Source organism: Micromonospora halophytica, from assembly GCF_900090245.1.
In the GTDB taxonomy this organism is placed as follows: Bacteria; Actinomycetota; Actinomycetes; order Mycobacteriales; family Micromonosporaceae; genus Micromonospora; species Micromonospora halophytica.
Genome location: NZ_FMDN01000014.1, coordinates 123,960 through 147,410 on the forward strand (window position 1 = coordinate 123,960; position 23,451 = coordinate 147,410).

Annotated in this window: 22 protein-coding genes; 12 read left to right on the forward strand and 10 right to left on the reverse strand. The window is 71.3% G+C overall.

What is annotated here, in order from left to right; all coding sequences use genetic code 11:
* The first annotated feature begins 90 nt into the window (after positions 1–90).
* Complete coding sequence (locus GA0070560_RS18585; RefSeq protein WP_170839472.1) at positions 91–3,060, forward strand: glycosyl hydrolase family 65 domain-containing protein; 2,970 nt, start codon at positions 91–93, stop codon at positions 3,058–3,060.
* A gap of 125 nt (positions 3,061–3,185) precedes the next feature.
* Here the strand turns inward: GA0070560_RS18585 and GA0070560_RS18590 are convergent, their stop codons facing one another.
* On the reverse strand, positions 3,186–3,407 hold the full coding sequence (locus tag GA0070560_RS18590) for an SHOCT domain-containing protein (protein ID WP_091299144.1): 222 nt from the start codon (positions 3,405–3,407) through the stop codon (positions 3,186–3,188).
* Positions 3,408–3,811: 404 nt separating this feature from the next.
* Here GA0070560_RS18590 and GA0070560_RS18595 point away from each other — a divergent pair, with 404 nt between their 5' ends.
* On the forward strand, positions 3,812–4,510 hold the full coding sequence (locus GA0070560_RS18595; protein WP_091299150.1) for a C39 family peptidase: 699 nt from the start codon (positions 3,812–3,814) through the stop codon (positions 4,508–4,510).
* A 57-nt stretch (positions 4,511–4,567) separates the two neighbouring features.
* Here the strand turns inward: GA0070560_RS18595 and GA0070560_RS18600 are convergent, their stop codons facing one another.
* The 3 genes from GA0070560_RS18600 to GA0070560_RS18610 are packed head-to-tail and all read right to left on the reverse strand — an operon-like array spanning position 4,568 to position 7,328.
* Positions 4,568–5,677 carry a HAMP domain-containing sensor histidine kinase gene (locus GA0070560_RS18600; RefSeq protein WP_091299153.1) on the reverse strand — a complete coding sequence of 370 codons (1,110 nt, stop codon included), beginning with the start codon at positions 5,675–5,677 and terminating at the stop codon, positions 4,568–4,570.
* Positions 5,674–6,366, reverse strand: coding sequence for a response regulator transcription factor (locus tag GA0070560_RS18605; protein WP_091299157.1), 693 nt, complete (start codon positions 6,364–6,366; stop codon positions 5,674–5,676). Before GA0070560_RS18605 ends, GA0070560_RS18600 begins: the two co-directional genes overlap by 4 nt.
* 26 nt (positions 6,367–6,392) lie before the next feature.
* Positions 6,393–7,328 (reverse strand): F510_1955 family glycosylhydrolase, encoded by a 936-nt coding sequence (locus tag GA0070560_RS18610; protein ID WP_091299160.1) that lies wholly within the window; start codon positions 7,326–7,328, stop codon positions 6,393–6,395.
* A gap of 210 nt (positions 7,329–7,538) precedes the next feature.
* Between GA0070560_RS18610 and GA0070560_RS18615 the strand changes: the two genes are divergently transcribed.
* The 3 genes from GA0070560_RS18615 (at position 7,539) to GA0070560_RS30085 (ending at position 11,815) form a co-directional block, all read left to right on the forward strand.
* Complete coding sequence (locus GA0070560_RS18615) at positions 7,539–9,065, forward strand: multicopper oxidase family protein (protein ID WP_091299164.1); 1,527 nt, start codon at positions 7,539–7,541, stop codon at positions 9,063–9,065.
* Between the two features lie 605 nt (positions 9,066–9,670).
* Positions 9,671–10,789 (forward strand): baeRF2 domain-containing protein, encoded by a 1,119-nt coding sequence (locus GA0070560_RS18620; RefSeq protein ID WP_091299168.1) that lies wholly within the window; start codon positions 9,671–9,673, stop codon positions 10,787–10,789.
* Between the two features lie 210 nt (positions 10,790–10,999).
* On the forward strand, positions 11,000–11,815 hold the full coding sequence (locus tag GA0070560_RS30085; protein ID WP_425412676.1) for a helix-turn-helix domain-containing protein: 816 nt from the start codon (positions 11,000–11,002) through the stop codon (positions 11,813–11,815).
* Here the strand turns inward: GA0070560_RS30085 and GA0070560_RS18635 are convergent.
* On the reverse strand, positions 11,802–12,221 hold the full coding sequence (locus GA0070560_RS18635) for an STAS domain-containing protein (RefSeq protein WP_170839473.1): 420 nt from the start codon (positions 12,219–12,221) through the stop codon (positions 11,802–11,804). The genes GA0070560_RS30085 and GA0070560_RS18635 overlap by 14 nt on opposite strands.
* A gap of 324 nt (positions 12,222–12,545) precedes the next feature.
* Between GA0070560_RS18635 and GA0070560_RS18640 the strand changes: the two genes are divergently transcribed.
* From GA0070560_RS18640 to GA0070560_RS18655, 4 genes are all read left to right on the forward strand, one after another.
* On the forward strand, positions 12,546–14,339 hold the full coding sequence (locus GA0070560_RS18640) for a thiamine pyrophosphate-requiring protein (RefSeq protein ID WP_091299174.1): 1,794 nt from the start codon (positions 12,546–12,548) through the stop codon (positions 14,337–14,339).
* Positions 14,340–14,408: 69 nt separating this feature from the next.
* Positions 14,409–14,966 carry an HPP family protein gene (locus GA0070560_RS18645; protein WP_091299178.1) on the forward strand — a complete coding sequence of 186 codons (558 nt, stop codon included), beginning with the start codon at positions 14,409–14,411 and terminating at the stop codon, positions 14,964–14,966.
* The gene (locus tag GA0070560_RS18650) at positions 14,935–17,370 is read left to right on the forward strand and encodes a molybdopterin oxidoreductase family protein (protein WP_091299181.1); all 2,436 of its coding nucleotides are present in this window, start codon (positions 14,935–14,937) and stop codon (positions 17,368–17,370) included. Before GA0070560_RS18645 ends, GA0070560_RS18650 begins: the two co-directional genes overlap by 32 nt.
* A 3-nt stretch (positions 17,371–17,373) precedes the next feature.
* Complete coding sequence (locus GA0070560_RS18655; protein ID WP_091299184.1) at positions 17,374–17,832, forward strand: hypothetical protein; 459 nt, start codon at positions 17,374–17,376, stop codon at positions 17,830–17,832.
* 15 nt (positions 17,833–17,847) lie between these two features.
* On the opposite strand, the gene GA0070560_RS18660 is transcribed toward GA0070560_RS18655, so the two are convergent.
* Together GA0070560_RS18660 and GA0070560_RS18665 are read right to left on the reverse strand one after the other, a co-directional pair.
* A complete protein-coding gene (locus tag GA0070560_RS18660) occupies positions 17,848–18,948 on the reverse strand; it encodes an L-dopachrome tautomerase-related protein (protein ID WP_091299187.1) in 1,101 nt (366 codons plus the stop codon).
* Complete coding sequence (locus GA0070560_RS18665; RefSeq protein ID WP_091299191.1) at positions 18,945–19,391, reverse strand: hypothetical protein; 447 nt, start codon at positions 19,389–19,391, stop codon at positions 18,945–18,947. The genes GA0070560_RS18660 and GA0070560_RS18665 overlap by 4 nt, the downstream gene beginning before the upstream one ends.
* 311 nt (positions 19,392–19,702) lie before the next feature.
* Here GA0070560_RS18665 and GA0070560_RS18670 point away from each other — a divergent pair, with 311 nt between their 5' ends.
* Positions 19,703–20,413, forward strand: a complete 711-nt coding sequence (locus GA0070560_RS18670; protein WP_091299195.1) for a GAF and ANTAR domain-containing protein — start codon at positions 19,703–19,705, stop codon at positions 20,411–20,413.
* Between the two features lie 7 nt (positions 20,414–20,420).
* On the opposite strand, the gene GA0070560_RS18675 is transcribed toward GA0070560_RS18670, so the two are convergent.
* Positions 20,421–20,819, reverse strand: a complete 399-nt coding sequence (locus tag GA0070560_RS18675) for a ChaB family protein (protein ID WP_091299200.1) — start codon at positions 20,817–20,819, stop codon at positions 20,421–20,423.
* 166 nt (positions 20,820–20,985) lie between these two features.
* Here GA0070560_RS18675 and GA0070560_RS18680 point away from each other — a divergent pair, with 166 nt between their 5' ends.
* Entirely contained in the window at positions 20,986–21,945 is a 960-nt protein-coding gene (locus tag GA0070560_RS18680; protein WP_091299204.1) for a TIGR03557 family F420-dependent LLM class oxidoreductase, read from the forward strand.
* Between the two features lie 94 nt (positions 21,946–22,039).
* On the forward strand, positions 22,040–22,447 hold the full coding sequence (locus GA0070560_RS18685) for a four-helix bundle copper-binding protein (protein WP_091299208.1): 408 nt from the start codon (positions 22,040–22,042) through the stop codon (positions 22,445–22,447).
* Between the two features lie 52 nt (positions 22,448–22,499).
* Here the strand turns inward: GA0070560_RS18685 and GA0070560_RS28790 are convergent, their stop codons facing one another.
* Both GA0070560_RS28790 and GA0070560_RS18690 read right to left on the reverse strand, forming a co-directional pair.
* The gene (locus GA0070560_RS28790; protein WP_158242072.1) at positions 22,500–22,658 is read right to left on the reverse strand and encodes a hypothetical protein; all 159 of its coding nucleotides are present in this window, start codon (positions 22,656–22,658) and stop codon (positions 22,500–22,502) included.
* A gap of 89 nt (positions 22,659–22,747) precedes the next feature.
* A complete protein-coding gene (locus tag GA0070560_RS18690) occupies positions 22,748–23,260 on the reverse strand; it encodes a DUF421 domain-containing protein (protein WP_091299212.1) in 513 nt (170 codons plus the stop codon).
* Positions 23,261–23,451: the final 191 nt, after the last annotated feature.

The following is a 23,451-nucleotide window of genomic DNA, read 5'->3' on the forward strand; positions in this document are numbered from 1 at the left end:
CCAGGTCGTGCGGTTCGGCGACAGGGGCATTGGTGCCCAGTTTCAGGGTACCCGCACCGAATGTTCGGTCGCGCCCCACCAACTGTGCAGGTGAATAGCGGCAGCGAGCCCCGGGAGGTCCTGCCGGCGGCGGTCCGTCTGCCGCTCGAACGGCTCGACGCGGTGTTGTTCGACCTCGACGTGGTGCTGCGGGACGTGGCTCCGGACGCGACGCCCTCTCCGGACACGGTTGAGCTGGTCGAACGCCTCCGTGATCTCGGGTTGTCCACGGCTGTGGTGGTCACTCACCAACGCTGCCGGGAGGCACTGAGGGCTGGCGGGCTTGAGGAACTGTTCACCGCCGTCGTTGACGCCGACGACACGAGGCAGCCGAAGAGGGCCTGCCCGGAGCCGGCCACGCTGCTGCTCGCAGCGGGGACGCTGGGGGTGCATCCCGCGCGGGCCGCGGTCGTCGACGCCACGAAGGCGGGTGTGCTGGCCGCCCGCGCGGCCGGGTTCGGTCTGGTCATCGGCCTGGACCGGGACGGCGGGGCAACGGCGGAGCTGTCTCGGCACGGCGCCGACCTGGTTCTCACGAGTCTGAGGGCCGCCGCCATCGACGAGGATGCGGCGCGGCACCGCTGGTGGCAGACCAGCCGGACAACCGAGGCGAGTGTGGGGCACGCCGGATGGTTGCTCGACTACGCCGGTGTGGATCCGGACGGCGAGGGGATCCGGGAGGCCCTGTGCACGGTCGGTAACGGCTACCTGGCCACCCGGGGAGCCGCCCCGGAGGCCGACACCGGGCCGGGCCACTACCCGGGCACCTACGCCGCCGGCGTGTTCAACCGGCTGTGCACCCGCGTCCACGGCCACGTCCACGAGGACGAGAGCCTGGTCAACCTCCCCAACTGGCTGGTGCTGCGATGGGGCGTCGACCAGGACCGGTGGGTGAGCCCGGACGGGCCGGTGATCAGCGAGTACCGGCAGAGCCTGGACCTTCGCGCCGGCGTACTCCACCGCCGCTACCGGTACGTCGACGGTGACGGCCGGGCGACGACGGTCGTGTCGACGACCCTGGTGTCGATGGCCGCTCCGCATCTGGCTGCCATTCAGACGACCTTCGTCGCCGAGAACTGGTCAGGCACGCTGCACGTGTGTTCGGCCCTGGACGGGCAGGTCACCAACCGTCAGGTCGCCGGGTACGCGCCCCTGGCCGGCCGACACCTGCAGCCGGCCGGGCAGGGACCCGACGACCCGGTCGGGCTGTGGTTGCGGGTACGCACGAGCCAGTCCGGGATCGACGTCGCGTTTGCCGCGCGTACCCGGGTACTGGTGCCCGACGCGCAGGCCGACGTGCAACGCCAGGTCGACATGACCACCGGGCGACCCGCGGAGACCTTTACGGTTCCCGTCTGCGAGGGCCAGCCGGTGCGGGTGGAGAAGACGGTGGCCTGCTACACCTCCCGGGACCGGGCGGTAACCGAACCGGCCACGGCCGCACGGCAGGCGGTGGCCCGAGCGGCCTCCTTCGACGACCTGCTCACCACCCACGTGCACGCCTGGCGGCGGCTGTGGGAACGCAGCCACGTCGAACTGCGCGCCGACGGCGGCACGCCGGCGTTGGCGCTCAACCTGCACACCTATCACCTGCTCACCGCCACCTCGCCGAACCTGGTGGACCTGGACGCGGGCGTCGGCGCGCGCGGCCTGCACGGGGAGGGCTACCGGGGCCACGTCTTCTGGGACGAGGTTTTCGTGCACCGCGTGCTCGTGCTGCATCTGCCCGAGGTCAGCCGCGCCCTGCTGCTCTACCGGTGGCGGCGGCTCGACGCGGCCCGGATCGCCGCGGCGGCAGTGGGCCGCCCGGGGGCGATGTTCCCCTGGCAGTCGGGCAGCGACGGCCGCGAGGAGACCCCGACGGAGCTGTTCAACACGCGCAGCGACCAGTGGATGCCGGACCACTCGGCGCTTCAACGGCACGTCGGCCTGGCGATCGCCTACTCGGTGTGGCAGTACTACCAGTCCACCAGTGATCTGGACTTCCTGCGTACGTACGGCGCGGAGTTGATGGTGGAGATCGCCCGCTTCTTCGCCGACCTGGCCGAGGAAGACCCCGGCACCGGACGGTACGGGATCACGGGGGTGATGGGCCCGGACGAGTTCCACGACGGCTACCCCGACGCCGATACGCCGGGGCTCGCCAACAACGCCTACACCAACGTGATGACCGTGTGGCTGTTGCACCGCGTCCTCGAGGTGGTCGACCTGCTCGGCTGTCACGACGGCGGCAATCCGGCCGACGCGCTCAGCGTCGCGACGGAGGAACTGGGCCGCTGGCGGGACATCACCACCCGCATGTACGTGCCGTTCCACGGCCGGCAGATCATCAGCCAGTTCGACGGGTACGCCGACCTGGCCGAGTTCGACCTCCCGGGCTACACCGCCCGGTACGGCAACATCGGCCGCCTCGATCTCATCCTCGCCGCCGAGGGCGACTCACCCAACCGCTACCAGATCGGCAAGCAGGCGGACGTGCTCATGCTGCTCTACCTGCTCTCCGCCGAAGAACTGCGCGATCTGCTCGCCGGCCTCGGCTACCGGTGGCCGCGGCAGGCACTGCGGCGAACGGTGGAGTACTACGTCGAGCGAATCAGCCACGGATCCACCCTCTGCCGCGTCGTGTACGCGTGGGTGCAGGCGCGCACCGACCGCGCGGCCTCCTGGCGGTTCTTCACCGAGGCACTGTCTGCCGACATCAGCGACACCCAGGGCGGCACCACCCGCGAGGGCATCCACCTGGGTGCCATGGCCGGCACCCTCGACCTGGCCGAACGCGGCTACCTCGGTCTGGAGACCCGCCACGACGCCCTGTGGCTCAACCCACGGCTGCCGCAGGAAATGGTCAGCCTCCACACGCTGCTCACCTACCGCAGCCACCAACTGCACCTCACCGTCACCCGGCACGACCTCACCCTGGCCGCGTCACCCTGCAACGCACGACCGGTCACCGTACGGGTCGCCGGTCATCCCCCGACGACCATCAGCAGCGGGCAGACGATCACCGTCCCTGTGAAGTGAGCACCGCCCGGCCGGGATCCGCAGTCCTGACGGAGCCTGCCGACGATCATCGTGGCGTTTCCCAGCCGCCTCACGGGAGGGTCGTTCCAGGGCAGGTCGTCCTCGCGCTCAGCCGGGTGGTACGTCTACTCCAGCGTCTGCCGGCGCTGGCGGTACTCCTCGTCGCTGATCTCGCCGCGCGCGTAGCGTTCGTCGAGGATCCGGCGGGCCGAGGTCCGTCCACCGGTTCGCCCTTCGGGGCCGCCGGAGAACGTCCGTACGGCGAGCATGATGATTGCCACCAAGCCGGCCAGGATCAGGATCGACCAGACGATCATCCAGCCCGCCATCGCGCCGTCCCACATCATCGGACGCCTCCATGACCTCGCAACATGCCCGTCACACTCGCGACGTTACGAGAATTCCGGCGGCTGCCGCCGCCGAATGACCCGAAACGGCGCGGAGCGAAGGGAAAGCGGACCCGGGCGAGGATGCCTCACTGGCGTGTTTCCGCCGACAATGTCCGCTGGTGCGAACAGCCTGGTTCCCGGAATGTCCCGCTGATCGGGAAGGTTGAGACCGGGACTCGACCGGGCCCGGTGCTCGCCGAGGAAAAGGCTGCCGGCGGAATGCGGGTTCTCCCGACGTCGTTACATCTGCGATGCCCGGGTGAGGGCGACTCCCCGGGTCTTGTCTCCGGTTGACATCCCATCAGTGGTGCGCCCTCGTGTAGGTCGCGCGCCGCTCACCCCCGGATGAGAGGCGAATACCCATGACTACGTTCACTCGTTGGCTTCCCGAAAATGTGACCACCGGGATTGTTCGCACGAGCGCTCTCGGCGTCGCCGGTCTGGCGTTCGCCGGTACTCTCGCCGCCGGCCCGGCCGTCGCCGCCGAAGCGGCGGCACCGCAGGCGAGCACCCCGTCGAGCACTGTCCAGGCCGACAGGGCCAGGGACGGCGCGGACAAGCGCGTGGGCGACTACGCGTTCGAGGCGCAGCCGAACTTCTACTACTGCGGGCCGGCGTCGACGCGGATCGCGCTGAGCGCGCAGGGCGAGGTCCCGAGCCAGGACGAGCTGGCCGAGAAGCTGGGCACCACCGAGGCCGGTACGTCGTCGGTCTTCGACATCACCCGTGTGCTGAACGAGGAGCTCGGCTCCGAGGTCTACCAGGCAGGTGAGCTGCCGACCGATTCGGTCACGCCGGAGCAGGTGCAGCGGATGAAGGCCGACCTGAAGGCCGCCGTCGACGACGAGCGGGTTGCCGTGGTCAACGTCATCGGCGCCGGTACCGACCTCGACGGTGTCGAGCGGTCGTTCCCGGGCCACTACCTGACCGTGGTCGCCTACGAGGGTGACGGTGAAAAGGTGAAGATCGCCGACCCGTGGCAGCCGGTGGGTGACGGTACCTACTGGATGGACGTCGAGGAACTGGCGAACTGGGCCGCCTCACGCGGTTACTCCGCCTGACCCGACCGGGCACCGAAGCGGCCCCCGGCGCACGTCGCCAGGGGCCGCTTCGTCCGGTCAGACCTGCGCCTGTCCCGCCGCCGGCAGGACCACCGTGACCATCGCGCCACCGCCCGGGACGTTCTCCGCCCGTACCCGACCCCCGTGGGCGCTGACCACGGCTCGTACGATGGCGAGCCCGATCCCGGATCCGCCGTTGCCCCGGTCCCGGGCGGTGTCGACCCGGTAGAAGCGTTCGAAGACGTGCGGGAGGTGCTGCGCCGGGATGCCGGGACCGGTGTCGGCCACCGCCAGCTCCACACCCCTGGCACCGCCGGTCACGTGTACCGTCACTGTCCCGCCCGCGGGTGTGTGCCGTAGCGCGTTGTCCAGCAGGTTGCCGAGCACCTGCCCCATCCGCTGCGGATCGACGTCGACCTGCGGGGACGGGCGAAGGTCGCTGCGCAGGGTCACGCCCTTGCCGGCGTAGCGGGGCCGCGCTGCGGCCACGGCGTCCCGGACCAGGTCCGCCGGGGCCGTTCGTACCGGGTGCAGGTCGAGCTGATGCGTCTCGGCGCGGGAGACCGCGGCGATGTCGTCGGCGAGGCGGTGCAGCCGCGCGGTCTGGACGCGCAGCACCGACTGGAGGTCTTCGTCGTCGACGGCGACGCCGTCCTCAGCCGCTTCGAGGTAGGCCTCGATGGTGGCGAGCGGGGTGCGCAGTTCGTGGCCGAGGTCGGCGAGCAGCCGTCGCCGGGTCGCTTCGACGGTCTCCAGGCGTTCCGCCAGGGTGTTGAAGGAGACGGCGAGGGTCTTGAGCTCGTCCCCGAGGCCGGGGTCGGCCATGCGGACCTCGTAGCGTCCGTCCGCGAGGTTGGCCGAGGCGTGTGCGAAGTGCGCGAGCGGGCGGGCGATCCGCCGCGTGGCGTACGCGCTGGCCGCCAGCGCCGCAACCAGCGCGGCGAGCAGACCGACACCGAGCGCGAGCGCGTTCGCCGAGGCGTACGCCTGCTCGACGTGCCGGGTCGCCTCGGCACTGACCTCCCCGCCGACCTGACCCAGGTGGTCATGGAAGATCCGGGGCCCTACTGCGACGGCGACCAGCCCCAGGGTCAGCCCGCCCACGGCAAGCACGAGCACCTGTGCGGTGAAGAGCCGCACCGCGAGGTTGACCCGCCGGAGGTTCACGACTGCGGTCCCATCCGGTAGCCGACGCCCCGCACCGTGCGAATGAACCGGGGGCGGGCGGGATCGTCGTCGAGCTTGCGGCGCAGATGTCCGATGTGCACGTCGACCAGGTGCTCGTCGCCCACCCACCCGTCCCCCCACACCGCGCTGATCAGCTGAGCGCGGCTCAGCGCGACGTTCGCCCGGGCGGACAGGACCGCCAGCAGGTCGAACTCGGTGCGGGTGAGCGGCACCGGGGCTCCGTCCAGGCGAACCTCCCGCGCGGCCACGTCGACCTCCAGTGGACCGAACCGGCGCGGCGGGGCCTCCGGTCGGGCGCGTCGCTCCCGTGGGCGACGCAGCATCGCTGCGACCCGGGCAACCAGTTCGCGGGGGCTGAACGGCTTGGTGAGGTAGTCGTCGGCCCCGACACCGAGGCCGGTCAGCTTGTCGGCCTCCTCGGTGCGGGCGGTCAGCATGATGACGTAGCAGTCGCTGAACGACCGCAGTCGCCGGCACACCTCCACACCGTCGAGGCCGGGCAGCATCAGGTCCAGGACGACGACGTCGGGCTCGTCCTCCCGGGCGGCGTCCAGCGCCGCCGGGCCGTCGAAGACACAGCGCACCTGGTAGCCGTCACGCTCGAGGTAGCTCGCCACGACCTTGGCGAGGCTCCGCTCGTCGTCGACGACCAGCACCCGTCCACTCATGCCCTGACCCCTCGCGGCCGTGCTCCTCACTCCGGCGCGTACCGATCGGTCCAGGTGGCACCGCCGTCGGTGCTGGCGACGACCCGGTCACCGCTGAGGGCGGCGAAGAGGGTGCCGTCCTGCACGGCGAAGCTGTGCGGCTCACCCGGCACGACGCCGCGCCGCTGCCACTGCCCCCCGCCGTCGGTCGACGACCAGACCGCTCCGTTCCGGGAGACCGTCCACACGCCGGTGCGGTCCCAGGTCAGCAGGCCGACAGCGGGGGCGTCGGGAACCGGCTGCCAGCTACGACCGCCGTCGGTGGAACGCTGCAGGCCGTCGCGTCCGACGGCGAGGACGGTCCCGCCGTCGATCGGGCTGACCGCGAACGCGCCGATCGCCGTCCGGGAACGTTGCTCCCAGCTCCGCTGGTCGGCGCTGACCATGAACGCGCCGTCGGTCGAGTTGTAGCCGTAGACCGAGCCGTGGGCGACCTGGAGCCCGTGGAAGTCCGCCGCACCGGAGAGTGACTTCTCCCGCCAGGTCGCGCCACCGTCGGTCGACTCGATCAGGCCCACGTTGGCCGGGCCATGCGCGGAGTGGCCGGAGGCCAGGAAATGCCGGGGGCCGACCACGGTGAAGCCCATCAGGTCCAGGTCGTCCTTCGACACGCGTACGGCGGTCCGCGGATCGTCGATGCGGAACAGCCCGACGTGCGTGGCGACGTGCAGGGCACCGCTGCCCGGGTCGACCGCGATCCCGTGGACGTGCCCGAACCCCTCGTGTCCGGCACCAGCCGTGTGGTCGTCCGAAGATCCCTGCCCGCGTAGGGCGAACACCACCACGCTGGTGAGGACGGCCAGGCCGGCCAGCGCCGCGATGACGATCTTCCGCGTCGGTGCGGCCGGCGCACCGCGACCCTGCGTCTTGCGCCCGGATCCGGGCCTGCTGCGCGGTCGCGTCGGCTGCGACGTCCTGCTCATCGGCTACGTCCACTTCCTCGTCGTTGACCCACCCGACCGGAGTGCCCCCCGGTGCGGCTTCAGGGTGACCTCTCGTCCCCCTCAACCATGGCGCGAAGCCGGCGGAACGACCCCATCGGGGGCCATGAAGATTCTCTGAAGATGCGGCCCGATCCCTACACGCCGGGCCGGCGGTTGATCACGCTGGTAGCGGACACCGAAGGAGTCTCCATGGCACTGCTGCTCACCCGCCGCCACCTGCTCGCCGGGACCGCCGGCGCCGTCGGTCTCGCCGGCACCGCCGGCGTCGTTGCCGTCGCCGCCGAACGCGCCGCCCCGAAACTGATCGACCCTCACGCCGAGGCCATCCGCCGCGCTGAACTGGCCCGGCGCCGACCCGGCGCCGCCACCGTCCGCGCCACCCTCAACCCCCGCCCGGTGACCCTGGATCTCGGTGGCGTGACGGTCGACACCTGGAGCTACGCCGAGGCCGCCCCCGGCCCGCTGATCAGGGCGAAGGCCGGCGACCGGCTCCGCGTCGACGTGGTCAACGATCTACCCACGGACACCAGCGTGCACTGGCACGGCGTCGCGCTGCGCAACGACATGGACGGCGTCCCCGGCGTCACCCAGGACCCGATCGGCGCGGGCGGGCGTTTCACCTACGAGTTCACCCTGCCCGACCCGGGAACCTACTTCTATCACCCGCACTCCGGCGTGCAACTCGACCGGGCGCTCCACGGCGTCCTGATCGTGGACGACCCGAACGACGCGGGCCGCTACGACCAGGAATGGATCATCGTCCTCGACGACTGGGTCGACGGCACCGGGCGCACGCCGGACGACGTCCTGGCCGCCCTCGGCGCGGACATTAGCGGCATGCACGGCGGGCACGGCATGCCCGGCATGAACCACGGCGCCGGGATGCCGATGGGTGGCGGCGAGATGGAGACCATGATGTCGCCGCTGCTCGGCGGCGCGGGCGACGTCGACTACCCGCACTACCTGATCAACGGTCGGGCGCCGTCCGCTCCCGTCACGCTCACCGCCCGGCCCCGCCAGCGAGTACGCATCCGGCTGGTCAACGCCGCCTCCGACACCGCGTTCCGGGTGGCGCTGGGCGGGCACCGGCTCACCGTCACGCACAGCGACGGGTTCCCGGTCGTCCCGGACGTCACCGACGCACTGGTCGTCGGGATGGGGGAACGCGTCGACGTCGAGGTCGTCGTCGCCGACGGGGTGTTCCCCCTGGTCGCGGTCGCCGAGGGCAAGACGGGGCAGGCGCTCGCGGTGGTCCGGACCGGAGGCGGCAGGCCACCGGCGGCCCAGGTGCGCCCGGCCGAACTCGACCGGCGCGTCATCCTCACCAATCAGCTGCGGGCCGCCGACAGCGTACGGCTGCCCCAGCGCGCCCCGGACCGGACCCACGACCTGGTCCTCGGCGGCGGCATGATGCCCTACCGCTGGACCATCAACGGCAAGACCTTCAGCGACGCCGAGCCGCTCCTGGTGCGGGAGGGCGAACGGGTACGGCTGCGGATGACCAACCAGACGATGATGTTCCACCCCATGCACGTGCACGGGCACACCTTCGCCCTCCGCGACGGCGGCCCCCGCAAGGACACCGTCATCGTGACCCCGCGCCAGACCGTCACCGTCGACCTCGACGCGGACAACCCCGGACAGTGGATGACCCACTGCCACAACATCTACCACGCCGAGACCGGCATGATGATCAACCTCGCCTACCAGCTGTGAGCGACTCGGACACGCGACTGGTCCGGCCAACGTCATCGGGCCCGACTTCCCGGGGCCGTCTCGCTAGACATCACACTCACTGGTTCTCCCGATCTTCCTCGCTGTTGCATCGGGGAGGTCCGCCCACGTGCCGACTCCTCGCTGCCTGGACCGGGGTTGAACACACACAGCCATCCCCACTCCCGGCCCCGCGGGCACGGCGACCCCAGCCTCCCGCCATGGCCGGCAGGCACCTCGGACACGATGTGCGAGACCCAGGTTCCAGGGTTTCGCTTACGCGGCTCGGCCGTGCAGGAGCGAGCGGGCTGGAAAGTCCTACGACGGCGAGGTTGTCGAGATCGCCCTCGGCGACACGGTTTGGACGCCGTCCGGGAAGGTGCCACTGGCGCGGCATTGCCCCCGACCACTTCACCGCACACCTCCGAGCTGAGGCAGCCGCAGCGACGACAGTCCAGGCACCGAGTGGGTCGACCTCGTGATCGAGAAGGACGGATAGCTCTGCAGCGTCCGTGTCCCGACCCGCTACCCCGGCACCGACGGACGAGACGTGATGTCGGGAGATGTGGGGGTAGGAGGTCCGGGAGCCACGACGAGAAGGAGTTGTCATGAACCTCGGCTTTCTCCGACCGCTGTACGACCAGCCCGGCCCGTGGACGTCGGTCTACCTGGACGCCAGCCGCGCCGGCGAGAACGCCGACCATGAGGTGGGGCTGCGGTGGCGAGCATTGCGGGAGGACCTGGCTGGCCAGGGCGCCGACCCCGCCACTCTCGACGCGCTCGACCAGGCCGTGCGTGACCAGCCCGCCCAGCCCGGCCGGTACGGGCTGGCGCTGTTCGCCCGCGCCGGGCAGGTCGCGCTGGTCGAGCCGTTGCCCGCTCCCCCACCGAGCGACGAGGCCCATCACGGTCCGCTGCCACACGTGATGCCGCTGCTCGCCCAGCGCGGCGAGGAGGTCCCGCACGTCCGGGTGCTCGCCGACCGCACCGGCGGCGACCTCGACGCAGTCACCGCCGACGGCGCACCCCGGCAGCGCACCGTCGAGGGCGGCGAGACGTTCCCGCTGCGCAAGGTTCAGGCCGGCGGCTGGTCGCACCGGCGTTACCAGCAGGCGGCCGAGGTGTCCTGGGACCGCAACGCCGGTGACGTGGCCGCGGCCTCGGTGGATCTCGCCGAGTCGATCGGCGCCGAGGTGATCGTCGTCGGCGGAGACGTCCGGGCGGCGCAGCTGTTCGTGGAGCGGCTGCCCGTCCGCTGGCGTGAGCGCACGGTTCGCACCGACGCCGGCTCACGTCACGCCGGGGCCGACAACACCGCGCTGGACGACGTGACCGTACGGGCCATCGCCGAGGTGGCCGACCGACACACCCGCGACATCATCGACCACTACCAGGCCCAGGCCGGGGACGGCAGCGCGCCGACCGGGCTGGCCGAGGTGGTGGCGGCACTGCAGCGCGGGCAGGTCGACACGGTGCTGCTGGTCAACGACACCTCGTCCACCGACACCCTCTGGATCGGCCCGGACGACCCCACCCTCGTCGCGGCCGACGAACAGACCCTGCGCGACCTCGGCGTGTCCGACCCGCAACGGGTACGCGCCGACGCCGCCCTGCTGCGCGCCATCGCCGGCACCGACGCCGGCCTCGTCCTCGTTGGACCCGATGACGCACCACTGGAGCACGGCATCGGCGCTGTCCTGCGCTACGCCGACGCCAACACCCCCTGAAGCCACCGCGCCGATCACCGGTTCCCCCGGCAGGACGACGACCGGGCAGGAACCTGACCCGCCCGGCGACCGGCGCGGAGGCGAACGGTTGGACGCGGGTGCCCTTGCCCGACTGCTCGACCAAGGGCACCCGCGGGGTCGCCCCGGCAACAGCCGGATGCGGCGATCCATCTGTTGCCTATCCAGAGCCGGCACCCTACCGCCACGGGAATGGTTGGCGCATACCCATGCTCAACCCACTGGTCACCGCCGACACCCGTCACCTGCTCGCGGCGACGGCCCTGGCCGTGTTCCCAAAACCCACACGTTACGGCCCTGCGGGCCGCCGGCGAGGTCACTTTCCGGGCGGTACGCCGAGCCGTGGCCTACGTCGACGACCACGCCGACCAACCGATCACCGTCGACCAGATCGCCGCCGCGGCCGGCGTGCGCCCGCGCGCTCCGCAACTCGCGTTCCGCCGCCACCACGACACCACCCCGATGCGGTACGTCCGCCAGGTCCGCCTCGAACGCGCGCACCACGACCTGCAGGCCGCCGACCCGACCACCGGTGTCACCGTGACCGTGATCGCCACGCGTTGGGGCTCAATAGCAGCACGATCTGCAATCGCATGGCTCACCCTCCCTGCAGCACGCAGTCTTAGGGCTTGTCTCCTCGGGCCGCGCAGGCGGCGACCACGCGCCAGCCGCCGGGAAAGACGGCGAGGAAGACGGTGTCGCGGTTCAGCCGCACCTGCGCCCGCTGCCCGTACACGTACAGTGGCGACGACCGCGCCGGGTTCGGGCAGGTCCTCGGCCAGGATCGCCTCGGTGCACGGCTTGTCGGCGGACTGTTCCAGCCGCGGTGCCGGTGTCGGTGGCAGGGTGCAGGCGGTAGTGCCGTCGAGCCCCGCGACGACGTCCAGCATCCGGGTGGTGACGGCGGCGGCCGCGTCAGCGCGGTCGGTCACCGCCCCGCAGCCAGCCGTGGTCGCCACCGACAGAGCTGCGCCCACTGCCGCAGCCGCGAACCTCATGCGGGGCTGAATTCCCCCGCCCGGCGCATTCCAACCGGATCTACCTGGCCGTCTCGCGCCGTCGGCACGGTGCTGCTCAATCGGGTACGGGTCGCCGCCAGCAGGTGGCTGACGCACGGGGCGGCATCGCGCAGGGTCAGCGTGACCCCGGCGCACGCGGCGGCACGCTGCGTGCGCAGCAGGGCGCTGATGCCGTGCGCGCTGAAGAAGGTCACCCGGGACAGATCGAGGATCAACCGGGCGGGTCGCCGGGCGATCACGTGTGCGGCCAACTCGTCGATGAGATGGGCGGTGCTCATGTCGACCTCACCGCGAACGGCGATGGCTGGTACCGGCCCTTCGCTGTCCAGGTTCAGCGTCATGATCGGTTTGGCGACCCGCGCACGGTGTCGAGTCGGCTGTTCGAGGATGGACATGGCGCCTCCCGATCTGGTGCATCGGAGAGTCGGATCCTCCCGCGTCGTCGGCGCGGTCGGCGGACCTGGGCACATGTCTTGACCCGGAGACCACCATACCCACGACGTTCGCCGCGGACACCAGTTGAGCGGTGTACGAGCTTCGAGCTTCGATGTGGCCGTTGTTCGCAGGCCACGTTGAGTGACGGGTGTCAGCCGACGGGCCGCCGACAGGTCGGCGGCGGAAGGCGAGGATCTCAACGAGATGCGGTCTGTCCGGTACAACGAGGCGGTTCGGGGTACGGCCTCATGCTGGGCAGGACGGGTTGAGGCGAGGGGGCGGCGGTGGCGGACGCGACGGTGTCGGATCTGGTGGTGTCCCGGTTGGCGGACTGGGGGGTGGACCGGGTCTTCGGCTACTCCGGTGACGGGATCGATGGGGTGATGGGGGCGTTGCGGCGGGCGGGTCGGCCGGAGTTCGTGCAGGCCCGGCACGAGGAGACGGCTGCGTTCATGGCGTGCGGCCACGCGAAGTACACCGGCGGGCTGGGGGTGTGCCTGTCCACGCAGGGGCCGGGTGCGGTGCACCTGCTCAACGGTCTCTACGACGCCCGGCTGGACTCCCAGCCGGTGCTCGCGCTCGTGGGCCAGCAGGTGACGTCGGTGTTGGGCAGCGGCTACCAGCAGGAGATCGACCTGGTCCGCCTCTACGGCGACGTGTGCGCGCAGTTCGTGCAGACCGCGTACGCGCCGGAGCAGTTGCCGATGCTCCTGGACCGGGCGGTCCGCACGGCCCTGGCCACCCGGAGCCCGACCTGCGTCATCCTGCCGCACGACGTGCAGACCGCCCCGGCCCCGGACCTGACGGCCCACGAGCACGGGATCATGGTGACCAACCCCGGCCTGCCGGTGCCCGAGCTGCGTCCCCGCGCCGACGACCTGCGGGCCGCCGCCGACCTGCTCGACGCGGGGCAGCGGGTGGCGATCCTGGTCGGGCAGGGCGCCCGCGCCGCCGCCGCCGAGGTGGTCGAGCTGGCCGAGGCGCTCGGCGCCGGGATCACCGCGTCCCTGCTGGGCAAGCCGGTGCTGGACGAGGCACTGCCGATGCACACCGGGGTGATGGGCCATCTGGGCAGCACCGCCAGCAGCACCCTGATGAGCGAGTGCGACACCCTGCTGATCGTCGGCAGCAACGACCCCTGGTCGGAGTTCTACCCCGCACCCGGGCAGGCCCGGGCGGTGCAGATCGACATCGACGGGCGGCGGCTGGGCATGCGCTACCCGGTGGAGGTGCCGCTGCTCGGCGACGCCGCCGCCACCATCCGGGCCTTGCTGCCGCTGCTCGCCCCGGGGACCGACCGGAGCTGGCGGCAGCGCGTCGAGGGCGAGGTGACCCGGTGGCGGGACATCGCGCGGCAGCGGGCCACCGCCGAGGCCGAGCCGCTCAACCGGCAGTACGTCCTGCACGCGCTGACCGACCGGCTGCCCGGCAACGCGCAGGTGGCCGTCGACGTCGGCTCGGTCACCTACTGGTACGCCAGACACCTGCGGCTGCCCGTCGGCGTCGACGCGCACCTGTCCAGCACCCTGGCCTCCATGGGCTCGGCGCTGCCGTACGGGCTGGCGGCGAAACTCGCCACCCCGCACCGCCCGGTGGTGGCCCTGGCCGGGGACGGCGCGATGCAGATGAACGGCCTGGCCGAACTGCTCACCGTCGCCCACCGCTGGCGGGACTGGGCCGACCCGAGGTTCGTGGTGCTGGTGCTGCACAACCGCGACCTGGCGGAGGTCAGCTGGGAGCAGCGCGAGATGGAGGGCGACCCCCGCTTCGTCGACTCCCAACGCCTGCCCGACGCTCCCTACGCGCAGTGGGCGGAGTTGCTGGGTCTGCGTGGCGTCCGCGTCAGTACACCGGACGAGGTGAACGCGGCGTGGGATCAGGCCCTGTCGGCGGACCGGCCCACCCTGGTCGAGGCGGTCGTGGACCCGGCGATCCCGCTGCTGCCCCCTGCCCAGCCGTACGAGAAGGTCGCCGCCATGTACGCCGCCCTCGCCCGGGAGGACACCGACCTGGGCCGGCGGGCCCTGGCACACCTGCGTCGGGAACGGGCCACCGAGGGCTTCGGCGACCCCCGGTGACGGCGGGAGGTGTGCCGACCGGAATTCCGGAGACGTCAATGGCGGTCGAGGAACGAAGAAGGGGGTGTGATGACACGGATCCGGCAGTCGGTGCACGCCTTCGCCGGCAGCGCGCTGGCGGTGGTGATCGCCGGGGTGGTCGCGCTCCTCACCGGTCAGCCGTGGCTGTTTCCCAGCCTGGGGCCGGCGGTGATGCTGCACGTGGAAAAGCCGGATTCACCGGAGTCGTCACCCCGCAACACGCTGATCGGGCACGGGGTGGCTCTGCTGGCCGGGTACGGATTCCTGGTGGTCTGCGGGCTGACCGACAATCCGTCGGTGCTTCAGGAGGGCGTAGGCGGGTGGCGGATCGTCGCGGCCGCCGGGTCGCTGGCGGTGACGGCGCTGGTGCTGGTGCTGGTGAAGGCACCGCATCCCCCGGCCGGTGCGACCACACTGATCGTGAGCCTGGGCCTGCTGACCACCCCGACCCAGTTGCTCGTCGCTGCGGGCGCGGTGGTGCTGGTCACTGCCGTGGACTGGCTGTACGGGCGGGCGTCGGGCCGGCCGATGCCGCTGTGGGCGGCATCCCAAACGTCGTCGGAGGGAGCGCGTCGTGGTGGACCGGATCGCCGACCCGTGGGGTGAGCGGACCCCGTACGGGCCGGGGCAGGAGTGGCCGGTGCGGGTGGACCGGTTCCTCGACGGTGACCGCACCGAGGCGGACGTGGATCGGTGGGTGCAGTCGGCGTCGGTGCTGCACTCCAACGGCGACGCGTTGGACATCGCGGTGGCCGACGGGCGGATCGTCGGGGTACGCGGCCGGGCGGTGGACCGGATCAACCGCGGCCGGGTCGACCCGAAGGACCTGTACGGGTGGCAGGCCAACCACAGCCCGGACCGGCTGACCCGGCCGCTGGTGCGCGACGGTGACCGCCTGGTGGAGACGGACTGGGACACCGCGATGGGCCGCATCGTGGCCCGGTCGAAGGAACTCCTCAGTGGGCCCGGCGGGTGGGGCCACTTCGGGTTCTACACCACCGGTCAGCTGTTTCTGGAGGAGTACTACGCGCTCGGTGTGATCGGTAAGGCCGGGCTGGGCACGCCGCACATGGACGGCAACACCCGGCTGTGTACCGCGACGGCGGCGGCGGCGATGAAGGCGAGTTTCGGCACCGACGGTCAGCCCGGCTCGTACACCGATGTGGACCACTGCGACGCGATCGCGCTGTGGGGTCACAACGTGGCCGAGACGCAGACGGTGCTGTGGATGCGGATGCTGGACCGGCGACGCGGGCCGAACCCACCGGCGATGCTCGCCGTCGACCCCCGCGCCACCCCGGTCGCCCGGGAGGCCGACCTGCACCTGGCCGTGCGCAACGGCACGAACGTGGCCCTCATGAACGGCCTGCTCCGCGAGATCATCCGGCGGGGCTGGTACGACCGCGACTACGTCGACGCGCACACCCTGGGTTTCGAGGAGTTGTGCCGGGTCGTCGACGGCTACCCGCCGCGCCGGGTGGCCGACATCTGTGACGTGCCGGCGGCCGACGTGGAGCGCGCCGCGGAGCTGCTGGGCACCTCGCGGCGGCTGCTGTCGACGGTGTTGCAGGGCTTCTACCAGTCGAACCAGGCCACCGCGGCGGCCTGCGGCGTCAACAATTTGCACCTGGTCCGGGGCATGATCGGCCGTCCCGGTGCCGGGATCTACCAGATGAACGGGCAGCCCACGGCGCAGAACACCCGGGAGACCGGCGCCGACGGCGACCTGCCGGGCCTGCGCAACTGGGAGAACACCGCGCACATCGAGGAGTTGGCCCGGCTGTGGAACGTCGAGGTGGACACCATCCCGCACTGGGCGCCGCCGACGCACGCCATGCAGATCTTCCGGTACGCCGAGCAGGGCTCGATCAAACTGCTGTGGATCACCGCCACCAACCCCGCCGTGTCCCTGCCCGACCTGTCGCGCATCCGGCGGATCCTCGCGAAGCGGGAGCTGTTCGTGGTGGTGCAGGACCTCTTCCTGACCGAGACCGCCGAACTGGCCGACGTCGTGCTGCCCGCCGCCACGTGGGGCGAGAAGACCGGCACGTTCACCAGCGTCGACCGGACGGTGCACATCTCCGACAAGGCCGTCGACCCGCCCGGCGAGGCCCGTCCGGACCTCGACATCTTCCTCGACTACGCCCGCCGGATGGGCTTCCGCGACCGCGACGGTCAGCCGCTGATCCCGTGGACCGGGCCGCAGGAGGTCTTCGAGGCATGGAAGGAGTGCTCGCGCGGCCGGCCCTGCGACTACACCGGCATCACCTACGAGAAGCTGCGCGGCGGCTCCGGCATCCAGTGGCCCTGCACGGAGGAACACCCCGACGGCACCGAACGCCTCTACACCGACGGACGTTTCAACACCGACCCCGACTACTGCGAGACCTACGGCCACGACCTCGCCACCGGAGCGGAGTTCACCGAGCCCGAGTACCGCGCGAAGGAACCGCAGGGGCGGGCGTTCCTGCACACCGTCGACTACCAACCCTCCCCCGAGGTGCCCGACGACGACCATCCGATGCTGCTGACCACCGGCCGCACCGTCTACCAGTTCCACACCCGCACCAAGACCGGCCGCGCGCCGCAGTTGAACGCCGCCGCCCCCGAGGTGTGGGTCGAGCTCCATCCGGGCGACGCGGCGCGCCTCGGCATCGGCGAGGGCGACCTCGTCGGCATCTCCTCCGCGCGCGGCGGCATCGAGGCCCGCGCCCGCATCAGCGGTATCCGCCCCGGCGTCGTCTTCGTGCCGTTCCACTACGGCTACTTCGACCAGGACCCGGACGACCGCACACCCCGCGCCGCCAACGAACTGACCATCACCGCCTGGGACCCGGTGTCCAAGCAGCCGCTGTTCAAGGTGGCGGCCGTCGCGGTGGCGAAACTCGCCGACGGTCGGGGCGTACCCTCACCGGCGCCGACCGTCGGCGGCAGCGCACCGCTCGCGGACGCCGGCGTGCCACCGACCGTCGGGGGGCCGACGGCGCGGGCCACCAGCGGGAAGGAGTGAGCCGTGCACCTCGCCCACTACCTCGGTCTCCTGCACCGGGCGCAGGTCAACCTCGCCGACGCGTTCCGGCAGGTCGCCGACGCCCACGGCGACGAACCCGACATCGAACACCTCTGCCAGCAGCAGGCGAAACGCTGCGACGCCCACGCCGAGCAGCTGCACCCGTTCGCCACCCGCTACTCCGAGGACGCCCCCGACGAACCCGACCGGCTGCACTCCCAGCTGTTCTCCGGCACCCGCACCGGCGGCATCGGCCTCCTGCGGGACCTGCAGGACCTCTACCTGATGGCCGCCGAGTGCGACATCGCCTGGACCGTCGTCGGCCAGGCCGCCTACGGCGCCCGCGACGAGGACCTGCTCGCCGTCGTGCGGCGCTGCGAGGGCGAGACGGCAATCCAGCTCAAATGGCTGCGCACCCGGATGAAGGCCGCCGCACCGCAGGCCCTCGTGGTGGCCGACTAAGGGGCGAGACACCAGTCAGCGCAGCAGGACCGGGCCCGCGTCGATCCGGGTGCGGAACAGGACGTACGGCTTGCGCCGCAGGTCTTGCCCGCGCTGGTACGTGGCCTGGCGGTGCAGTTGGTTGGCGGTGACGTAGAGGTGCCCGTCGGCGGCCACGGACATGGTGTCGGGCCACAGCAGCCGCGGGTCGTGGACGAGGGTTTCGTACTCGCCGTCGGTGCGGCGGCGCAGCACCGCGTCGTGTTCGTAGGAGGTGAGGTAGAGGCGGCCCGCGTCATCGGTCTCCAGGCCGTCGGAGCCGCCTCCCTTGTCGCCCTCGTCGCGGACCGTCGCGGCGACCTCGTCGTCGCTGACCATACGGTCGACGAGTGCGTCGGTGGCGACGCTGTACCAGCGGCGCGAGGCCAGCGGGCAGTAGTAGAGGCGGGAGCCGTCCGCGGCGATGGCGATGCCGTCGCACCCCATGCTCACCGGCTTCGGGTCGCCGTCGGCGGGGCGTTCCAAGAACGGGCGGCCCTCGACGACGGGTCGGAACGTCTCCAGCGGTTCCGCCTTCGTCGACGGGTGCTCGTGCAGCCGCCGCCACGACTGGCCGGTGGCCAGGTCGACCACGATGATGCCGTTCGGACCGGAGTCGGAGGAGTCGGTGATGTAGGCGATACCGGCCTCGCCCCGGCGGAGGTCGAAGCGCACGTCGTTGAGGTAGGTGCTGGGCAGCGCCACGTCGGCCGGGAAGGTGATCACCTGGGCGACCGTGTCGCTGTCCAGGTCCACCCGGACCAGTTTCGGGCCGCCCGGCTTCGTCGGCTGGAACATCGGGCTGCCGGTGTCGAGCACCCACAGCCGGTCGGCCGGGTCGACCACGATGCTCTGCACCGACACGAACGCCTGGGCGTCGTCGTCGGCCGACGGGCTGTTCCACCCCTGGTTCGGAAACGGCACCTCCACCCCGTCGCGTAGCTCGACGACCGTGGCGGGCACCTCGTCGCCCCACTTGGGGAAGTTGACGAAGATCCGCCCGGTGTGCGACATGCTGACACCGGTCGGCATCGGTCCGGTGAAGGTGTGCACCACCTCCAGTTCGCCGAGCGGCTCGTCACCCACCGGGCCGGTCATCGCAGGGCCTTCAGCGCGACCGCGGTGACCGCACCGTACGCCAGGTGCGGCACCAGGTCGGTCACCCAGTCGGCGGCCGACCACGACCGGGGGTCGGTGATCTTCAGCGCGGTCATCGGGGCGTTGGAGGCGATCATCGCCAGGCCGGTCAGCGCCAGCGCCGACACCGCGGTGGGCAGCCGGCGGCCTCCCGCCGCGGCGTACACACCGGCGGCGGCCACGGAGGTGGCGTAGCCGAGCAACGGGCCCAGCCCTGACTTCCGGTTCTCACCCGTCTGCTGGTCGCCGAGGTCGACGTGGGCGAGGTCGGCCAGGCGGGCGGCGCTGTCCTCCCCGGCGCTGCTGGCCGGCCGCGCCCGCACCGCCATGTCCAGGTAGGTGACGGCGTTCAACGCGGACGCGCCGGCCGCGCCGGCGATCAGAGCTCTACTGGTCGGCGTCATCCTCGCCTGCTACCCGCCTGCCCGCCGATGACACCCCCACCGGCCGGCGGTCGGGTCGAAACCGGGCACCTGACGGCAGGGCGCCTCCACACCATGCTGCTGCCGTGGCATTCGACGGAAGTGGGGGTATCGTGGTGGGTCTGTAGTTCACGTCCGCCGTAGCGGGTGTGGCGAATCGGCGTCGAGCAGCGGCGTTGGTCCCGGCTCCACCCCCGGTGGGTCCGTGCAGCGGTCCGCGACGCGCCGGCTGCCATCGCACGCCCGCCTCTTCTGGTTCTGCCGGCGTGCCGCCTGTGAGGGACGTGTGTGCCATGGCCGCCCTGCCGATGGACCCCGCCGACGCCTTCGCCGAACTCGGCCGCATCAAGCTCGGCGAGACCGGCCTCGACGACGTTCTGCAACGCGTGGCGGAGCTGGCCAAACGCGCCCTGGACACACCGGTGGAGGTGTCGGTCACCCTGGTCCGCAACGGCACCGGGCACACCGCGGCGTTCACCGACGATCTGGCCCGCGACATGGACGAGCGGCAGTACGCCCAGGGACGCGGCCCCTGCCTGGACGCCGCGGCCAGCGGCGACGTCCTGTCCGTGCCCGATCTCGCCGAAGAGCACCGATGGCCGGACTGGGCCGAACGCGGCCACAAGGCGGGAGTGGGCAGCTTGGTGTCGATCGGTCTGCCCATCCAGGACGCGGTCGTCGGCGCGCTCAACGTCTACGCCCGCACCCCGCACGCCTTCGACGACGACGACACGATCACCGTGCTGGAGACCTTCGCCGCGTACGCCGCGGTCGCCCTCGCGAACGCGCACCTCTACGACAGCACCGCCACCCTCGCCCGGCAGATGCAGGAGGCGATGGCCAACCGCGCGGTCATCGAGCAGGCCAAGGGCATCGTCATGGCCGAACGCCGCTGCACCCCCAGCGAGGCGTTCACCATCCTGGCGAAGGTGTCGCAGGACTCCAACCGCAAGGTCCGCGACGTGGCCCAGGCCCTCGTCGACCGGGCAGCCGGAGAACGCTGACCCTCGCCTACTTCTCGCGGGCCTTGCGGGTGCTGCCGTTGTTGGCCTTGCGGATGGCCTCGACCAGGTCCGCCTTCTTCATCCGGGACCGGCCACGGACGTCGAGCTTCTTGGCCAGGTCCATCAGGTGTTCCTTGCTGGCGTTGGCGTCGACGCCGCCGGCCGTTCTGCCCGACGAGCCGCGGCCGCCGGCGGCCTTCTTGTCACTGGGCCCCTTCTTGGCCTTCGGCTCCCAGTGGTCGCCCACCTTCTCGAAGGAGTGCTTGACGGCCGCGAACGCCGTCCGGTGGGCGCGCTCGCCCTCACCGTACGAGTCGACCGCCGAGTCGTGCGCCTCCGCGTAGGTGTCCTGTGCCTTCTTCGGCGACCGCTTCAGGGTGCTGGGCATGTCCTTGCGTGCCGGCATCGTCACTCCTCTCGCAGCTTCTCGTCGATGACCCTGCCCCCGTGGCCACCGCCCAAACACGGTCGCTCGCCAGCACGCGGGCCGCTTTGCCCATTTGACGAATTTGGGCCACCTGCACGTGGAAAGGTGACGAGGAAGGAGAGCTCTACGGGAGTCGGGACAGTTGATGCGGTTCGGGTACAAGCTGGCCAGCGAGGGGTTCGGGCCGAAGGAGATCATCCGCCAGGCGATCCGGGCGGAGGAGGTCGGCTTCGACTTCGTCGAGATGAGCGACCACTTCCATCCCTGGCTCGACGTGCAGGGCCACTCGTCGTTCACCTGGACGGTCTTCGGTGCCATCGCCGCCCGGACCGAGCGGGTCGGCCTGGTCACCGGGGTGACCTGCCCGACGGTGCGCTACCACCCGGCGATCATCGCGCAGGCCGCGGCCACCCTCGCGATCGTCTCCGACGGCAGGTTCACCCTCGGCGTGGGCGCCGGCGAGCGGCTCAACGAACACGTCGTCGGCCAGGGATTCCCGAGCGTGCGAGGCCGGCACGAACGCCTCCGCGAGGCACTGGAGATCATCCGGTTGCTCTGGCGGGGCGGCTACCAGTCGTACGAGGGCAAGCACCTCCACCTTGAGGACGCCCGGGTGTTCGACCTGCCCGACCAGCCACCGGTGATCGCGGTGGCGGCCAGCGGGCCGGCATCGGTGGCGATCGCCGCCGAACTCGGTGACGGCCTGTTCGCCACCGAACCCAAGCCCGACCTGGTACAGGCGTACCGGCGTGGCGGTGGCGACGGCCCCCGCTACGCGGAGGTGCCGATGGCCTGGGCACCCGACGAGCAGCAGGCGGTGCAGGCGGCCTGGCAGACCAGCCGGTGGGCGGTCACCGGGTGGAAGGTGATGAGCGAGCTGCCCAACCCGGTCAACTTCGAGGCCGCGTCCCGCACGGTCACCGAGGACGACATCCGGCAGCAGTTCGCCATCGGCCCCGACCCCGACGTCCACGTCGCGGCGGTGCGCACGTACGCCGAGGCGGGCTTCGACCACCTGGTGCTGCAGAACGCCGGCCCCGACCCCGACGGCTTCCTCGACTTCTACCGCGACACCCTCGCCGACCGCCTCCGCGCACTCGGCTGACGCCAGATCGGCCGGACCCGCCGTGCGTACCGTCCGGCAGACCGGGCAGGAAGTCGACGGTAGGTAGAAAGACTCAGAGAGAGGGAACTTCCCGATGCCGAGTACCACGATGCGGATGCTGGAGACGTACCCGAAGTCGATCAACCTGGACCGGGCGAAACTCGCCGCGGCGATCGACGCCCTCAACGACTGCGCCCAGGCCTGCACCGCCTGCGCGGACGCCTGCCTCAGTGAGGACATGGTCGCCGAGCTGACGAAGTGCGTCCGCACGAACCTGGACTGCGCCGACATCTGCACCACCACCGCCCGGGTGCTGTCCCGGCACACCGGCTACGACGCGAACATCAGCCGCACCCTGCTGGAGGCCTGCGCCACCGCCTGCAAGTCCTGCGGCGACGAGTGCGCCGGCCACGCCGACAGGCACGAACACTGCCGGATCTGCGCCGACGCCTGCCGCGCCTGCGAGCAGGCCTGCCGCGATCTGCTCGCCACGATCAGCTGAGCGAATGCGGGCGGTGCCGGCACCCTGACAGGTGTCGGCACCGCCCGCTTCGTCACCGCTTGGCCTCGTGCTTGGCCATCTGGGGCTGCTCGCCCTTGCCGACCTTGCGCAGCGCCTCACGCAACTGCTCCTCGGTCATCTTGGAATTGCCCTCGATACCCGCGTCGTGGGCCTGCTGCCGCAGATCGTGCAGCTTCTCCCGGTCACCCATGTCGACCTCCCCGTCGGTGCGATGGCGCCGCGTTTCCGCGCGCCGCTGTCGTCCGCCGCGTTCCCGTGCGGCGGCGGAGGCAAACGGGCTCAGCGGGCGCCGGGTCCCGGGGTGTTGTCGGCGTTGCGGGGGATAACGCTGAACCGGCCCTCGGACTCCATCCGCACCTCCCTGACGTCATCCAAGCGCTCGACGCCCTGCTGGCGGAGCTGGCTGTACAACTCGTCCTCGGTGATCAACTCACGGCGCATGTTGCGGCGCAGCATGCGGCCGTCACGCACCAGTACCAGGGAGCCAGGGTGGATGATGCGGGCGGCGGCGGGCCAGCGGTAGGCCAGCACGTCGAGCACGTACGCCCAGCCGATGATCACCGCGACCAGCAGCACCCCGTCGGCGATCGACGTGTAGTCGTCGGCCATCGCGTTCTGCGCGGCGTCGGCGATCAGCACGATGACCAGCAGATCCGTGATTCCGGTGCTGCCGCTCTCCCGCTTGAGCAGCACCCGCAGGAGGAAGAAGATCGTCAGGTAGATCACGCTGCCCCGCAGCGCGATCTCCCACAGCGGTGTGTCGGGAACGAACAGCTTCCACCAGTCGCTCACCCACCGCGCCTACCCCTGCCGGCCACCGCCACACACGCAGCGCCGTCGGTGGGCGTTCAGGCTTGTTCCAGGGCACTCATCGACAGGTGGCGCTCGCCCTCACCCCACGCGCGGTCGTAGACGTCCTCGGGACGCGGCTGTTCCACCATAGGCATCCACCGGACGGTGGATCTCGGAAACCGCGCGGTGGG

Coding starts and splice junctions, on each gene's coding strand:
- GA0070560_RS18590 (WP_091299144.1), bottom strand. CDS start 3,407: ATGATGTGGGACGGCGCGATGGCGGGCTGGATGATCGTCTGGTCGATC.
- GA0070560_RS18595 (WP_091299150.1), top strand. CDS start 3,812: ATGACTACGTTCACTCGTTGGCTTCCCGAAAATGTGACCACCGGGATT.
- GA0070560_RS18605 (WP_091299157.1), bottom strand. CDS start 6,366: ATGAGTGGACGGGTGCTGGTCGTCGACGACGAGCGGAGCCTCGCCAAG.
- GA0070560_RS18610 (WP_091299160.1), bottom strand. CDS start 7,328: ATGAGCAGGACGTCGCAGCCGACGCGACCGCGCAGCAGGCCCGGATCC.
- GA0070560_RS18615 (WP_091299164.1), top strand. CDS start 7,539: ATGGCACTGCTGCTCACCCGCCGCCACCTGCTCGCCGGGACCGCCGGC.
- GA0070560_RS18620 (WP_091299168.1), top strand. CDS start 9,671: ATGAACCTCGGCTTTCTCCGACCGCTGTACGACCAGCCCGGCCCGTGG.
- GA0070560_RS30085 (WP_425412676.1), top strand. CDS start 11,000: ATGGTTGGCGCATACCCATGCTCAACCCACTGGTCACCGCCGACACCC.
- GA0070560_RS18635 (WP_170839473.1), bottom strand. CDS start 12,221: ATGTCCATCCTCGAACAGCCGACTCGACACCGTGCGCGGGTCGCCAAA.
- GA0070560_RS18645 (WP_091299178.1), top strand. CDS start 14,409: ATGACACGGATCCGGCAGTCGGTGCACGCCTTCGCCGGCAGCGCGCTG.
- GA0070560_RS18660 (WP_091299187.1), bottom strand. CDS start 18,948: ATGACCGGCCCGGTGGGTGACGAGCCGCTCGGCGAACTGGAGGTGGTG.
- GA0070560_RS18665 (WP_091299191.1), bottom strand. CDS start 19,391: ATGACGCCGACCAGTAGAGCTCTGATCGCCGGCGCGGCCGGCGCGTCC.
- GA0070560_RS18670 (WP_091299195.1), top strand. CDS start 19,703: ATGGCCGCCCTGCCGATGGACCCCGCCGACGCCTTCGCCGAACTCGGC.
- GA0070560_RS18675 (WP_091299200.1), bottom strand. CDS start 20,819: ATGCCGGCACGCAAGGACATGCCCAGCACCCTGAAGCGGTCGCCGAAG.
- GA0070560_RS18680 (WP_091299204.1), top strand. CDS start 20,986: ATGCGGTTCGGGTACAAGCTGGCCAGCGAGGGGTTCGGGCCGAAGGAG.
- GA0070560_RS18685 (WP_091299208.1), top strand. CDS start 22,040: ATGCCGAGTACCACGATGCGGATGCTGGAGACGTACCCGAAGTCGATC.
- GA0070560_RS28790 (WP_158242072.1), bottom strand. CDS start 22,658: ATGGGTGACCGGGAGAAGCTGCACGATCTGCGGCAGCAGGCCCACGAC.